Annotated in this window: 11 protein-coding genes and 2 pseudogenes; 12 read left to right on the top strand and 1 reads right to left on the bottom strand. The window is 63.2% G+C overall.

All coding sequences use genetic code 11. The features are described 5' to 3' along the window. Nucleotides 1-204 precede the first annotated feature (204 nt). The 8 genes and pseudogenes from PQQ96_RS39765 to PQQ96_RS39730 all read left to right on the top strand — a co-directional run bounded on the left by PQQ96_RS39765 (nucleotide 205) and on the right by PQQ96_RS39730 (nucleotide 8,277). The gene (locus PQQ96_RS39765; RefSeq protein ID WP_408302544.1) at nucleotides 205-462 is read left to right on the top strand and encodes a glycoside hydrolase family protein; all 258 of its coding nucleotides are present in this window, start codon (nucleotides 205-207) and stop codon (nucleotides 460-462) included. Nucleotides 463-1,176: 714 nt separating this feature from the next. Continuing rightward, a pseudogene (locus PQQ96_RS39760) lies at nucleotides 1,177-2,280 on the top strand (IS110 family RNA-guided transposase); the annotation flags it as partial. Next, nucleotides 2,268-2,480, top strand: a pseudogene (locus PQQ96_RS39755) (transposase); the annotation flags it as partial. The pseudogenes PQQ96_RS39760 and PQQ96_RS39755, both read left to right, overlap by 13 nt. 327 nt (nucleotides 2,481-2,807) lie before the next feature. Continuing rightward, nucleotides 2,808-3,887 carry an LLM class flavin-dependent oxidoreductase gene (locus tag PQQ96_RS39750; RefSeq protein ID WP_408302542.1) on the top strand — a complete coding sequence of 360 codons (1,080 nt, stop codon included), beginning with the start codon at nucleotides 2,808-2,810 and terminating at the stop codon, nucleotides 3,885-3,887. Between the two features lie 248 nt (nucleotides 3,888-4,135). Further along, entirely contained in the window at nucleotides 4,136-4,960 is an 825-nt protein-coding gene (locus PQQ96_RS39745; protein ID WP_408302550.1) for a class II aldolase/adducin family protein, read from the top strand. A 111-nt stretch (nucleotides 4,961-5,071) separates the two neighbouring features. Then, complete coding sequence (locus PQQ96_RS39740; protein ID WP_408302548.1) at nucleotides 5,072-6,037, top strand: ABC transporter substrate-binding protein; 966 nt, start codon at nucleotides 5,072-5,074, stop codon at nucleotides 6,035-6,037. 33 nt (nucleotides 6,038-6,070) lie between these two features. Continuing rightward, entirely contained in the window at nucleotides 6,071-6,679 is a 609-nt protein-coding gene (locus tag PQQ96_RS39735; RefSeq protein WP_408302541.1) for a cysteine dioxygenase family protein, read from the top strand. Further along, the gene (locus tag PQQ96_RS39730; RefSeq protein ID WP_408302540.1) at nucleotides 6,676-8,277 is read left to right on the top strand and encodes a rhodanese-related sulfurtransferase; all 1,602 of its coding nucleotides are present in this window, start codon (nucleotides 6,676-6,678) and stop codon (nucleotides 8,275-8,277) included. Before PQQ96_RS39735 ends, PQQ96_RS39730 begins: the two co-directional genes overlap by 4 nt. Before the next feature lie 94 nt (nucleotides 8,278-8,371). Here the strand turns inward: PQQ96_RS39730 and PQQ96_RS39725 are convergent, their stop codons facing one another. Beyond that, nucleotides 8,372-9,283: a LysR family transcriptional regulator gene (locus PQQ96_RS39725; protein WP_408302538.1), complete on the bottom strand. Its 912-nt coding sequence runs from the start codon at nucleotides 9,281-9,283 to the stop codon at nucleotides 8,372-8,374. 272 nt (nucleotides 9,284-9,555) lie between these two features. Here PQQ96_RS39725 and PQQ96_RS39720 point away from each other — a divergent pair, with 272 nt between their 5' ends. From PQQ96_RS39720 to PQQ96_RS39705, 4 genes are all read left to right on the top strand, one after another. After that, nucleotides 9,556-10,467: an ABC transporter substrate-binding protein gene (locus PQQ96_RS39720; protein ID WP_408302546.1), complete on the top strand. Its 912-nt coding sequence runs from the start codon at nucleotides 9,556-9,558 to the stop codon at nucleotides 10,465-10,467. A 22-nt stretch (nucleotides 10,468-10,489) separates the two neighbouring features. Further along, nucleotides 10,490-11,677, top strand: coding sequence for an acyl-CoA dehydrogenase family protein (locus PQQ96_RS39715; RefSeq protein WP_408302536.1), 1,188 nt, complete (start codon nucleotides 10,490-10,492; stop codon nucleotides 11,675-11,677). A gap of 785 nt (nucleotides 11,678-12,462) precedes the next feature. Beyond that, nucleotides 12,463-13,014: a hypothetical protein gene (locus PQQ96_RS39710; RefSeq protein ID WP_408302534.1), complete on the top strand. Its 552-nt coding sequence runs from the start codon at nucleotides 12,463-12,465 to the stop codon at nucleotides 13,012-13,014. Between the two features lie 22 nt (nucleotides 13,015-13,036). Continuing rightward, a complete protein-coding gene (locus PQQ96_RS39705; protein ID WP_408302532.1) occupies nucleotides 13,037-13,990 on the top strand; it encodes a patatin-like phospholipase family protein in 954 nt (317 codons plus the stop codon). Nucleotides 13,991-14,069: the final 79 nt, after the last annotated feature.

Here is a 14,069-nt window from a genome sequence, read left to right as displayed (position 1 = left end):
CTTGTGGGCAATCCTGAGCTGCTAAGCGGGTCCCCCGCGCAGCCGCGGTAGTGGTGCATCTGGAATCCGAGTCCTCGCACATTCGGCCCTGGTGACAAGGGAGTCATACTTCCGGCGGCGCTGCGCGCGCCGAAGGGGCGTTCATGAAACTACCCGCTACGCTTTCGCTCCCGCAGTCTGCACAGTTCCCTAACTCATCACTGGTTGGCAGCCGCCGCCAATGACTCTTTCCATGGCCCGCTGCGCGCGCCATTTGAATATGATGCTCTCGTTAGCGTCGTTTATAACTGCGGCGCGGGTGAAGGTGCGAATGGCATCATCCAGAAAGTCAATACAGGGCACTACGAAGCAATGTTCGACTTCATTTGCACCTATCGCGTGAGCAACAATCCTGGCCTGCCGCCAAGACGTTATTCGGAAGCGCGCCTTTTTGCGTCGGGGGTTTACGATGCATCTCACTAGCAAGACGATTTTTCTCTGTATCGCATTCGCAGGGCTTTGCAACGTAGCTTCAGCAAAATCCGACCCAGAATGCTTGAAGCATCTAGGCGGCGGCTATGGAGACACCCTATGCTACGGTGATCTGAGTGCTGATCTTGTTAAGGAAAATAAGCGAGTTTATGCGAAGGTCCGTGGGAAGATACCAACGGACAACCCCCACGTAAAGCTGCTAGACGCTTACATGTTCGCACAAGACAACGCACTGAAGTTCTGTGAATTGCAGCGCGACGCAGGCGCGGGATGGGAGAAAAGTCCAGATGGCTCCATGTATCCGGCGCTTTACGCCGGGTGTGTGTACAACGTGCGCAAGTCGCAGAATGCTTTTCTGGTTGATCTACTCAAAATGTCAGAATGGTAACAGCGAGTGCGAGTGCGACGCACCGTCGTTTCACTCTGTCCGTGTTTTTGCAGTCTCATTCGTTTGGGAACTCGTTTTCGGATACCTGGGCACCTCGCCGAGGCGAAGCCGAAGCCCTCACCGCGCCCAACCGACGCTCCGGGTTTCCCATGCAGGCCCATCCGCGACGCACGCAGTGCGGAGTGGGAGGCGTCCATTCCATTTCTGTGAGGCAAGGGCTGGCCTGCCATGAGGAATCAAACGCGGGTTAGCATTGCTACCAGAGCCGCACGGTGCGGACAGGGCCGCACCCGGCGAATTCCGGCACGGAGGCCAGCATGGAACACGATAGCACGCTGTACGTCGGTTGCGACGTTCACAAGGACTCGATCACGGTCGCCTATGCGCTCGATACGGGCGAGGTCGAACTGCTCGGCAAGACCGGTACGAGGCAGGCCGATATCGATCGCCTGTGCAAGCGCCTGCAGTCAAAGGCGCCACGCATGCGCTTCGTCTACGAGGCGGGCCCCTGCGGCTACGGGCTCTACCGTCAACTCGTGAAGAAGGGTTTCGACTGCATGGTGTGCGCGCCGTCGATGATTCCAAAGAAGCCGGGCGAGCGGGTCAAGACCGACCGGCGTGACGCGATCAAGCTGGTGCGTTCGCTGCGCGCTGGCGACCTGTCAGCGGTGTACGTGCCCAGCGTGGACGACGAAGCGTTCCGCGATCTGGTGCGTACGTGGGCAGGCGCCAGGGATGATCTGAAGCGTGCGCGGCAACGGCTGAAGGCTTTCCTGCTCCTGCATGGGGTGCGCTATACAGGCCGCGCCGACTGGGGACCGGCGCACCAGCGCTGGCTGGGCGCGCATGCATTCGACAGTGCATGGCAGCAACTGGCGTTCGAGGAACATCGGCGCACCATCGAAGACCGCTTCGCGCAATGCGCGCGCCTGGAAACCGCATTGCGTGAAGCGGTCCCCAACTGGCGCCTCTATCCGGCCGTGCTGGGCCTGCAGAGCACGCGCGGCGTGCAGTTCACCACGGCCGTGGGCATGCTCGCGGAACTGGGCGACCTGTCACGTTTTACCCACCCACGACAGTTGATGGCCTGGCTGGGCGTGACGCCCTCGGAGCACTCGTCAGGCGAGAAGCGTCGTCAGGGCAGCATCACGAAGAATGGCAACAGCTGTGCGAGAAAGCTGCTCGTCGAAGCGGCCTGGAGCTGCCGGCACCCGGCCCGTGTCAGTCCCGACATCCAGCGCCGCCACGAAGGTATCCCCAAGCCGATCGTTGATCGCGCCTGGGACGCACAGGTGCGCCGGTGCCGGCGCTTTCGCAAGCTCGTTGCGCGCGGCAAACAGAAGAACATCGCGGTGGTCGCCGTCGCCCGGGAACTGGCGGGATTCATCTGGGACATCAGCCGGCTCGCGATGTCGCTTGCCCTGCCGCACGAGGCAGCAACGAGAATACGAATGGCCTCCTGCGTCAGTACTTCCCCAAAGGCAAGCCGGTGGACGGCTATTCGCAGGCAGACCTGAACAAGGTCGCCGCACAACTGAACGGTCGACCCCGTCAGACCTTGCAATTTATGAACCCTGCCGAGAAACTGGCGGAAACGTTGGGTGTTGCATTGACCGGTTGAATCCGCCGCCGCTTTCTTTGCTTATCTTTCTTTGCGGCGGCAAAGAAAGTAAGTGCCGCCCCGCACAGGGGCAACGCCAATAAACCAATAAGAATTCAAGGAAAGGCCAACGCCGCAGGCAAACAGACAAACAAGCGCCGCGCAGGCCCCCCTCCTGGACAGGAAAAACCAAAACCTTTACATGCAAACCCGATATAGATATGCCCGATCAATATTTAACAACCGCATGTAGCGCTGCTACCTTAAACCCCTCGAACCGAGCAATGCATCCAGCCAAAAAAGCCACCGCCCCGCCGGGCAAAAACACCATTCTGGGAGACACACACCGTGTCCATCGAATTCATCGGCATGATCCAGACCCGCAAGGTGTCTGAAACCCACGCACCGCAAGGTGCCATCATCGACATCGACTACGTCGAGCAATTCGCCCGCGCTCACGAAGCCGCCGGCTTCGACCGCATCCTCGTGCCGCATCATTCGACGAGCCCCGACGCGCTCCTTACCGTCGCCCATGCAGCCAGCGTCACGAGCAAAGTGCACTTCATGCTCGCCCATCGTCCGGGCTTCGTCGCCCCCACGCTGGCCGCGCGCCAACTGGCAACACTCGATCACTATTCCGGCGGACGTCTCGCTGTTCACATCATCTCCGGCGGCGACGACGCCGAACAACGCCGCGACGGCGACTACCTGTCGCATGACGAGCGCTATGCCCGCACCGACGAATACCTGCACATCCTGCGCCGTATCTGGACCGAAGCCAAACCCTTCGATCACCACGGCGAGTACTACCGCTTCGAACAAGGCTTCTCCGAAGTGAAACCAGTGCAGCAACCCCATATCCCCGTATACTTCGGCGGCGCATCGGCGCCCGCGCTCGAAATCGCTGGACGACATGCAGACGTCTACGCACTATGGGGCGAATCGAAGGCGCAAGTGCGCGAACAGGTCACCCGCGTTCGCGCCGAAGCCGCTAAACACGGCCGTACCGTGCGCTTCTCAGTGTCGTTCCGGCCCATTCTTGCAGCGACCGAAGCGGTCGCCTGGGAACGCGCTGAACATATCCTCGAAGAAACCCGGCGGCTGCGTGCGGCGCAAGGGCTTGGCGTCGGCGGTCCGGCGCAAAGCGAAGGCGCGCGGCGATTGCTCGCGGCATCCGGTGAATCGGACCGCGTCGACGAACGACTGTGGACCGGCGTCGCCAAGGAAATCGGCGGACGCTCGAACTCGACCGCGCTGGTCGGCACGCCGGAACAGGTCGCCGAAACGCTCGCAGAGTATTACGCGCTAGGCGTCTCGACCTTTCTCGTGCGTGGTTTCGATCCGCTCGAAGACGCCATCGACTACGGCCGTGAACTGATTCCGGCTACCCGCGAACGGATCGCACGCGTCGAGCGCGTGGCCGCCTGAACGGAGCCGTGATGACCGATCTGTCCGCCGCGCTGCAAAACGCCCCGACGCCGCGAAGCGCCCACGCGCCGCAAGACGCCCCGACGCCGAAAAGCGCTCAGGCGCTGCAAGACGCCCCGGCGCCGGAAAGCGCCCACGCGCCGCAAAACACTCCGCCGCCGCAAAATACCGCCGCGCTGCAAAGCGCCCCTACGCTGCCAAACACCGCCGCGCTGCAAAGCGCCCCTACGCTGCCAAACACTCCGGCGCTGCAACGTGCCGCCACGCTGCAGAACACCTCAGATACGCCGCCGCTCCAGCGTCACGCGCCGATCCGTAAATTCTGGTTCGACGATGTCCCGCCGCGCGACAGCATCGCGGCTGAACGGCGCTATCGGCAGGAGCGGCTCGCCGTGGCGTTTCGCCTGTTCGCGCGCTATGGCTTCGATCAGGGTCTCGCCGGCCATATCACCGCACGCGATCCGGAGTGGCCCGATCACTTCTGGGTCAATCCGTTCGGCAAGCATTTCAGCCGCATTCGCGTGTCCGACCTGCTGCTGGTGAATGCGCAAGGGGAGATTGTGGTCGGCGAGGGGCCGCTGAATCAGGCGGCCTTCGCGATTCATGCGGCGATTCATGAGGCGCGCCCCGATGTGGTCGCCGCCGCGCACACGCATTCGCTCTACGGCAAAGCATGGTCGACGCTCGGCCGCACGCTCGATCCGCTAACGCAGGACTCGTGCGCGTTCTATCAGGACCACGCGTTGTTCGACGACTTTCGCGGCGTCGTGCTCGATACGGACGAAGGCGCGCGCATCGCCGCGGCGCTGGGCGAACGAAAGGCGGTGATCCTGAAGAATCACGGCATCCTCACAGCGGGTCCGAGTGTCGAGGCGGCGGCCTGGTGGTATATCGCGCTCGATAACGCCTGCCATGCGCAATTGCTTGCCGAGGCTGGCGGTACGCCGCAAAGCATCCCGCACGACGTCGCCGCGCTTACGCACGAGCAGGTAGGTCGCCCGGGCGGTGCGCTGTTCGCGTTCCAGAGCCTGCTGGAAGGGCTGGTTGAAGCCGAGCCTGACGTCCTTACCTGAGCGCCCCATAAGATGACCCAACGTTTTGATTCGCCGGTTTCGCTCCGGCGCCGGCGGCTCATGTCCGCGCTGCCGGCAGCCGCGTTGCTCGGCGCAACAGGCACAGGCCTGATGTCGTCAGCCGCTGCCGCAGCCACCCTCGCAGCCACCCCCGCCGCGAGCGAGAAAACCGATCCGTATGCCGATCTCAGCAAAGTCCGTTTGCGTGTCGCAACCTACAAGGGTGGCGACGCCACACTCCTGAAAACCGCAGGCCTCGCGGATACGCCATACACCATCGACTGGTCCGAGTTCCAGTCCGGCAACGCGATGGTCGAGGCGATGAACGGCGGCTCGCTCGATATCGCCTCGGGCAGCGAGATTCCACCGATCTTCGCGCGTCTGCAGAATGCTCAGGTGCGCGTGATCGCGGTCTACAAGGACGATGTCAACAATCAGGTCGTGCTGGTGCCGAAGGGCTCGACGATCCGTTCGATCGCGGATCTGAAGGGCAAACGCGTCGGCTATCTGCGCGCCACCACGACGCATTACTACCTGCTGCGCATGCTCGAAGAGGCCGGGCTGTCGTTCAACGATATTCAGGCCACCTCGCGTGCGCCGCGCGACGGCTTCGCCGCGTTCAACGCCGGTTCGCTCGATGCCTGGGCGATTTACGGCTACAACGTGCCGCTCGCGATCTCGCAAGCGGGGGCGCGCGTGCTGAAAAACGCCAACGGCTATCTGTCCGGCAATTACCTGTACTACGGCCATCCGTCGGTGCTGGTCGACCCGCAACGGCGCGCTGCGTCGGCGGATCTGCTGTTGCGGCTGCAACGCGCCTGCGCGTGGTTCGGCCAGCATCAGGATGTCTACGCGAAGGTGTTGTCGGCGGAATTGCGCGTGCCCGAGGAGGCGATCCGCTCGCTGTATCGCAACCAGAGCCAGGCGCGCCGCGTCACCGGCATCACGACGGCGGACATTGCGAGCGAGCAGCAGGTTGCCGATACGTTCGCGCGTGCAGCGGTCATCGACCGGCACGTCGACGTCGCACCATTGTGGACCGACACCTTCAACGCCGCGCTCGCCCAAGGTGCGTGAGCGGTTCAATCCAACCCCCATTCCGGGCATTCGATGACTCAAACTTTGAGACCGGACCGGCTGCGCGCGTTCGTTGGCCGGATTGCGTCGCTTGTCGACGAGCCTGTGCCCGAAGCGCACTTGCTCGAAGCAGGCGGCGCCGCGCTGCGCGATCTGGTCGCCCATGACGACTGGTTGCCCGACGCCTTCGCGCAGCCCGATCCCGAGCGATATCAGCAATTCCTGTTGCACGCGGATTCGCGGCAGCGTTTTTCAATCGTCAGTTTTGTGTGGGGACCGGGCCAGTCGACGCCGGTGCACGATCACACCGTATGGGGTTTGATCGGCGTGTTGCGTGGTGCGGAAATTGCTCAGGGCTATCGCGTTACGCGAGACGGCGCACTGGCGGAAGAGGGCGCGGCAAAGCGCCTCGATGCCGGCGCGGTGGATGCCGTGTCGCCGCGCATCGGCGATATCCATCGCGTAAGTAATGCGTTTCGTGATCGTACGTCGATCAGCATTCACGTGTACGGTGGAAATATCGGCGCGGTAACGCGTTCCGTCTATCCGGCCGAAGGCGGCCGCAAAACCTTTATCTCCGGTTACTCGAACGACGTGTTGCCGAATATCTGGAATGTTTCGAAGGAGTCCCCGATCTCATGAGTTTCGCCAAAGAGTTCCGCATCCGATCATTCGAGGACGTGCGCCACGCACTGCTCGAGCGCGAGGAAATCGCGCTCGTCGACGTGCGCGAGGAGGATCCGCATGCGCGAAGTCATCCCCTGTTCGCGGCTAACCTGTCGCTGTCGCGTCTCGAACTGGAAGCGCCGGTACGCCTGCCGCGCCGCGATGTGCCGGTCGCCGTGTTCGACGACGGCGAAGGGCTTGCCGAACGCGCCGCGCGCCGTCTGAGTGAGCTGGGCTATACCGATGTCGTGCTGCTCGAGGGTGGTCTCCAAGGCTGGCGCGAGGCGGGCGGTGAGCTGTTCCAGGACGTCAACGCGCCGAGCAAGGCATTCGGCGAACTGGTCGAAAGCGAGCGCCACACGCCTTCACTGGCAGCGCCGCAGGTGTTGGCGCTGCTCGATCACGAAGCCGATGTGGTGGTGCTCGACGCACGCCGCTTCGACGAATATCAGACCATGAACATTCCCGGCAGCATCAGCGTGCCGGGCGCGGAACTGGTGCTGCGCGCACGGCAGCTTGTGCCGAATCCCGCAACACGGATCATCGTCAACTGCGCGGGGCGTACGCGCAGCATCATCGGTGCACAGTCGCTGATCAATGCGGGCGTGCCGAATCCGGTTGCGGCGCTGCGCAATGGCACCATCGGCTGGACGCTTGCCGGTCAGGCGCTCGCTCACGGCAGCTCGCGCCGTTTCGATCCGGTTGCCGACGACACACTGCGCCTCGCCGCCGCCGATTCCGCGCGTGGCGTGGCGGATCGCGCCAAGGTGGGCCGCACGTCGCGCGACGAAGCACGCCGCTGGGCCGATGAGGCGGTACGCACCGTCTATCGTTTCGACGTACGCACGCCGGAAGAGTACGAAGCGGGCCACGTGCCCGGTTTTCGCAACGCGCCCGGCGGTCAACTCGTGCAGGAGACCGACATGTTCGCGCCGGTGCGCGGCGCGCGGGTGATCCTCGCCGATAACGATGGCGTGCGCGCGAACATGACTGCGTCGTGGCTCGCGCAGATGAACGTCGATGTGTACGCGGTGGACGGCCTGGGCAATGCGGACTTCAGCGAAAAAGGCGCGGCGCCCGCCGCGCGTTATGCGCCCAAGCCGCCTGCTGTCGATGAGATCACGCCGGCTGGACTGGTTACGCTCCTGCAATCGCCTGGTACCGTTGTGGTGGACTTCACGGCCAGCGCGAACTATGTGAAGCGCCATATTCCGGGCGCCTGGTTCGCGATTCGTGGGCAACTCGATGAAGCGTTGCGCAAGCTGCCGGATGCGCAACGTTATGTGGTGACCTGTGGCAGCAGTCTTCTTGCGCGTTTCGCCGCGCCTGAGCTGGCGTCGTTGACGGGTAAGCCGGTGCAGGTGCTAAGCGGCGGCACGAGCGCGTGGATTGATGCGGGCCTGGCCGTGGAGAGTGGCGAGACGCATCTGGCTTCGCCGCGCATCGATCGTTATCGCCGCCCGTATGAAGGAACCGATAACGCGCGCGAGGCGATGAACGCGTATCTGGAATGGGAGTACGGGCTCGTTGCGCAACTTGGGCGGGATGGTACGCACGGTTTTCGCGTGATCTGATGCGCTGGCTTGAGCGAAGCAGGTGAGGCAGATAACGCCGGCGAGCCAAGCTACGCCGGTGAGTCAGCCGAAGCAGCCGAAGTCAGCGCGTGGCTCAAGCCGCGCGCTGCGCACGCGCTTCCTTGAATTGCCGTTCGATCGCCGTGCCAAAGCGCTCGACTGGCTGTTGCAATTTACCCAGCACGCGCGGATGCACGAGCCAGATATCGATGAGCGGCTTGAAGTCGGTGATCGAGACAATATCGAGTGCGTCCGCGTGAGCGCTGGCTTGCAGCAGTGGCAACGGCACGAGTCCAAGACCATTGCCGTCAGCCACCAGTTGCAACTGCAGTTCAGTGCCGAGCGTTTCGAGATTCAGCTTAAGCGCAAGCCCCAGGCCGGTCAGCGCGCGCTGCAGGCCGTCGCGAAAGCCGCAACCATCCGGATTTAACACCCACCCGATCGACTGACATTCCGCCAGCGTATGTGCGCGCTTTTTCAACGTGCCCTTTTGCGCGACAACCACCAGTTTGATGCGGCCAAGCGAGCGCGCGGACAACGTCTCGGCGAAGGTCTTGTTGTTGGGCAGCAGGATCGCGGCGGCGTCGAGTTCGCCTTGCTCGACGCGTTGCAGTAACTGGCTGCCCCAGCCGGTCGACGCACGCGCTTGCAGATCAGGGTAGGCCGCCTTGAGACCACGCATCGCATCAGTGAGCGCGATATCGGCAATCGTCTGCGCGACGCCGAGGCGCAGCGTGCCGACCGGCGGCGTATCGGTAGCGACGATCTCGCGCAGCACGTCGAGTTCGCGCTGGATCACGCGGCATTGTTCGTAGACGATGCGGCCCGTTGCTGTCGCCTTGAGCGGGCGCGTATTGCGGTCCAGCAGTTCGACGCCGAGCGCCTCTTCGAAGTTCTGCAGGCGCCGCGTGATGGCCGGTTGTGTGAGGCCGAGAGAGAGTGCGGCCTGTTGTAGCGACTGGCAGCGAATGACGGTGACGTATGCGTCGATTTCGTCGATCTTCATGATGGGCGTTGACTGGATGAGTGTGCGGCAAGGCACAAAATTCGTGCGTTCGATGATACCCGTATCGATGTGCGCGCACGCCTCGCCGCTCAAGAAAATTCGCATATTTGCTTAGCAGAATAATGCGTTTGTCTTATACAGATGCGTGCCTTATCGTCGATAGCCAACCATCTGGATGCCACGACGTAATCGCCGCCATGACGACTTCCCGTTCTTCTGTCTCCGCCTCATCCGTGTTGCAACGTGCGTTGCTCAAACCGCTCGGCGTGGTCATGCTCGCAGTGTGCGCGACGGTGTGCGCAACGCAGTCCCACGCGGCGGATTTACCCGTGCTCAAAGTCGGCGACCAGTCCCTGCAAACACGCGGCATCCTCGAAGCGTCGGGTCAACTGAAAGACCTGCCGTACAAGATCGAGTGGTTCAATTTTCCTGCGGCGCAACCGCTTGGCGAAGCGCTGAATGCCGGCGCCGTGGATGTCGGTGGCCTGGGCGACGCGCCACTGGTGTTTGCGCTCGCTGCCGGCGCCCGCGTGAGAGCCGTCGCGGCGACCCGGTCGAATCCGCTGGATCTGGCGATTGTCGTCGGCGCGCAATCGCCGTTGAAAGATGCGGCGAGCCTGAAGGGCAAGCGCATCGCCACGACGCGCGGCTCGATCGGCCACTATCTCGCGCTCGCCGCATTGAAGAGGGCCAGCGTGCCGGTTACCGATGTCACGTTCGTGTTCCTTGCCCCCGCGGATGCGAAGGCGGCGCTTGCGTCAGGCAGCGTCGATGCATGGTCGGTGTGGGACCCGTACACCGCACTCGCCGAAGCGCGCGATCACGACCGCATCATCGCCAATGGCGTCGGCCTGTCAGAAGGGCTCAGCTATCAGGTAGCAACCGAACGCGCGATCGCAGACAAACGCGTGCAACTCGCCGACTTCCTGCGACGCGTGGCGATCGGTCAGCGTTGGGCGCTTTCGCATCCCGACGAAGTGGCGGCGATGCAATCAAAAGTCACGGGCCTGCCGACCGATGTGCTGAAAACCGTCTATCAGCGCGGCCAGGTGCATCCCGTGGCCATCGACGACAGCGTGGTCGCCGCGCAGCAGCGCACCGCCGATACCTACGAAGCCGCCAACGTGATTCGTGCCCATCTCGACGTGCGCACGAGCTTCGATCGCAGCTTCCCTCTGCCCTGATGCGACCTGCCGGAGTCCTCACATGAACGCCCCGATTGCCGACAGCGCGGTGACGCGCCGTCATCCACCGCTCGACAGCGATGTGTTCGACGCACTGCTCGCATGGCTCACGAGCGAGTTCGCTGCAAGCGCGGCTCACTATGACCGCACGGCGGAGTTTCCGCACGCCAATCTGGCGCGCTTGCACGAATTCGATCTGCTTTCGTTGACGGTGCCGTCCTCGCTCGGCGGCGCGGGCGCGAGCTTGCCACAGGCTTTGAAAGTGGTGCGCGCGGTGGCGCGCGGCGAGCCGTCCACGGCACTGGTGCTGGTGATGCAATACCTGTTTCATCATCGCTTGCAGGGCAACCCGCATTGGCCTGTCGAACTGCGTGAACGGGTGGCGCGTGAAGCGGTGCGCGACGGTGCGCTCATCAACTCGCTGCGCGTCGAACCCGAGTTGGGCACGCCGGCACGTGGCGGCTTGCCTTTGACTATCGCAAAGCGCAGCGCCGACGGCTGGATCATCGACGGCAGCAAGCTGTACTCGACCGGCAGCCCCGGTCTCACCTGGCTCGCGGTGTGGGCGCGTAGCGACGAGACGCCGCCGCGCGTCGGCGTGTGGCTGGTGCATCGGGAGACGCCTGGCGTGCGGGTCGGCAGCGAGTGGAATCATCTCGGCATGCGCGCCACGGGCAGCCATGAGCTCGTGTTCGACAACGTGTTCGTGCCGGCGACGCATGCGGTTGATGTCCATCTGCCCGGCGAGCCGGGTGCCGGACTCGATGCACTCGGCTTTGCGTGGATGAGCGTGCTGTTGTCGGCGGTGTATGACGGCGTCGCGCGGTCCGCACGCGACTGGTTCGCGCAATGGGCCGTCGGGCGCAAGCCGGGCAGTCTCGGCGCGCCGCTCGCGAGCCTGCCCGCATTTCAGCAGACGCTCGGCCGCATCGACGCGCTGCTGTTCAGCAATCGCGTGCTGCTCGACGCAAGCGCGCACGCCGAACGCGTGACGCTCGACGAAGCGCCGCTCGTCAAATACACGGTGACGAATCAGGCGATCGAAGCGGTGCAACTGGCGATTGAGGCGAGCGGCAATCCCGGCCTCACCCGCGACAATCCACTCGAGCGTCACTATCGCGATGTGCTGTGCGCGCGGATTCATACGCCGCAGAACGATTCGGTGCTGCAGGGGGCGGGGCGCGCGGGATTCGCAAAGGAAGCAACCTGAGCGGCAAGGTGAGCGGAGTCCGCCGGCCCCCGATTGACCGGGTCACGATTGACCGGGTCGCGACTGACCGCACGTACCTGAGATGAAGGCGACGCATCTTCGCTGCAATTTCCCGCGCGCCCAGGAAGGTAGCGCGACCGCCGCGCAAGCCGCGTGCAACGCCTGCGCCGCGCACCGTAAATCATCTGCCAATTCGGTGTAAACGCGCACTCGTCTAAATCCGCCAATCCGTTTAGATTAGCTGCACTTGAAAGGCTTATCGAGGGACCAGGGCGGCCAAACAAGCAGCGGTCTGCCATTCCGGCGATGGCGCAAGGTCAGAGGCCAAGGTCTCTCACCGCTTTGCCCGGGACCGGACCGCTGCGCGTCGTCCGCGATGCATGGCTTCAGGCGGCTATCTGGCCGCTGTTTATTTCCCGGTTTGACCGTAGACCGACTTGGCGACGCTTTGCACAGCGTCGCCTTTTTGCTTGTGGCGACAGTTTTTGCGGGTGCACCGCGAACTTGAGGCGCGTTTGCCGTCCGTTTGCCGTCCCTTTACAGTGCCTGTTGCGGCGCGTTTTGCTGCGCCTTTGCCTGCGCCTGTGTCTTCTCCTGCGGTTCTTCACCGGTTTTCCGCGGCTTCGTCGCTCAATCGCATCCCACCGCAATCCACTCTGTGCGAAGGCCCACGCCGCATTGCCGCCCTCGCTCGCGGTTTTTTCTTTACGCGGTTATCCTGTAGTACACCCTACACAACGGGATGCGGGCGAATTGCGGCTTCGCATCCGTACAGGAAACTCGCTGTGAGCCTGAAATTGCTTATTGTCGCCATGCTGGCTGCGTGCGTTGCGCTGACCGGTTGCGACGACCAACAGAGCGACCGCGCCGTGCAAAAACTCAAGGAATTCTTCAACGCCGTCAAGCCGGATGCGTTATTGCTCAAGAACATGACGCCGGGCGTCACGACTGAGGCGCAGATCCGCGATCAGATGGGCAAGCCGGAAACCGAGCGCACGTTTACCGACGGCTCGAAGCGTTTCGAATATCCGCGTGGCCCGCAAGGACTGAATACGTACATGGTCGACATCGACCGCGACGGCAAATTGCAAGCCATCACGCAGGTGCTGACCGCCGACAACTTCGGGAAGATTCGCATCGGCATGACCGAGGACGAGGTGCGCCGATTGCTCGGCAAGCCTGGCCAGGTCGCCGTGTTTCCGTTGAAGCCGGAAACCGTCTGGAGCTGGAAGTGGCGCGAGGGCGGCGTGACCGAAGAAGGCATTTTCAACGTGCACTTCGATCAATTTCAGAAGGTGTACACGACATCGCGCTCGGACGTGATAAGAGGGCGATAGCCGATAAAAAGGCGGGGAACACATGATACATCGACGTCGATACAGCCGTATCGGGCTGGTGTTGGGGGGCGGGGCCGCACGCGGCTGGGCGCATATTGGTGCGATTCGCGCCTTGCACGATGCGGGCATCAAGCCGGACGTTGTGTGCGGCACGTCGATCGGCGCGCTGGTGGGCGCGATCTACGCGAACGGCGACCTTGACTGGCTGGAGGAGTGGGTTTCGCGGCTCACCTGGCAGACGGTGGTACGGCTACTCGATCTGCGTTTTTCGGGCGGTTTGCTCGGCGGGCGCAAGGTGATCCAGATATTCGCGGACAAATTCGCCGGGCGCTCGATCGCGCAGTTGAACATGCCGTTCGCGGCGGTGGCCACCGAACTCGATTCGGGGCGCGAGAGCTGGTTGCAGGACGGCAGCGTGGTCGACGCCGTGCGCGCCTCGATTGCGATTCCGGGGATTTTCACGCCGGTGTATTACAACGGGGTGTGGCTGGTGGACGGCGGCTTGAGCAATCCCGTGCCGGTCTCGGTGGCGCGCGGCATGCGGGCGGACTGCGTGATCGCGGTCGATCTGAACAACGACATTCTGAATGGGCGCGATTTTGGTGGCGCGGCGGTCGACACGCCGGCGCTCGATCCGGATGCGCCGCCGCCGGTCGCGCTGCGTCGGAACGGCAAGCCTTGGCCGCGGTGGCTTGCGCCTGCGGAGGGGCGCGCTTCCGATGATGTGCGGGTGCCCCCGGCGCCGAGTGCGCGCGTGCCGTCGATGCTGAGTTCGATCGCGCAGAGTATCGACATCATGCAAGTGCGGATTTCGCGGAGTCGCCTTGCAGGTGAGCCGGCTGATATTTTGATTCAGCCGCGGCTGGGGGGGATGGGGATTTTTGATTTTCATCGGGCCGGGCCGGCGATTGAGGAGGGGCGCGCGGCGGTGGAGTATATGTTGCCGGCTATTCGGGCTAGATTAGGGATTGATTAAGGGTTTTGCCTGCGGGGCGCTTTGGCTGTTTGCCTGCGGCGTTGGCCTTTCCTTGATTTGATATTGGATTATTAGCGTT

The organism is Paraburkholderia sediminicola (assembly GCF_046027825.1).
Classification (GTDB): Bacteria; Pseudomonadota; Gammaproteobacteria; order Burkholderiales; family Burkholderiaceae; genus Paraburkholderia; species Paraburkholderia sediminicola_D.
Note: the sequence above shows the minus strand (reverse complement) of the source record. Positions and strands in the feature narration are given on the sequence as shown.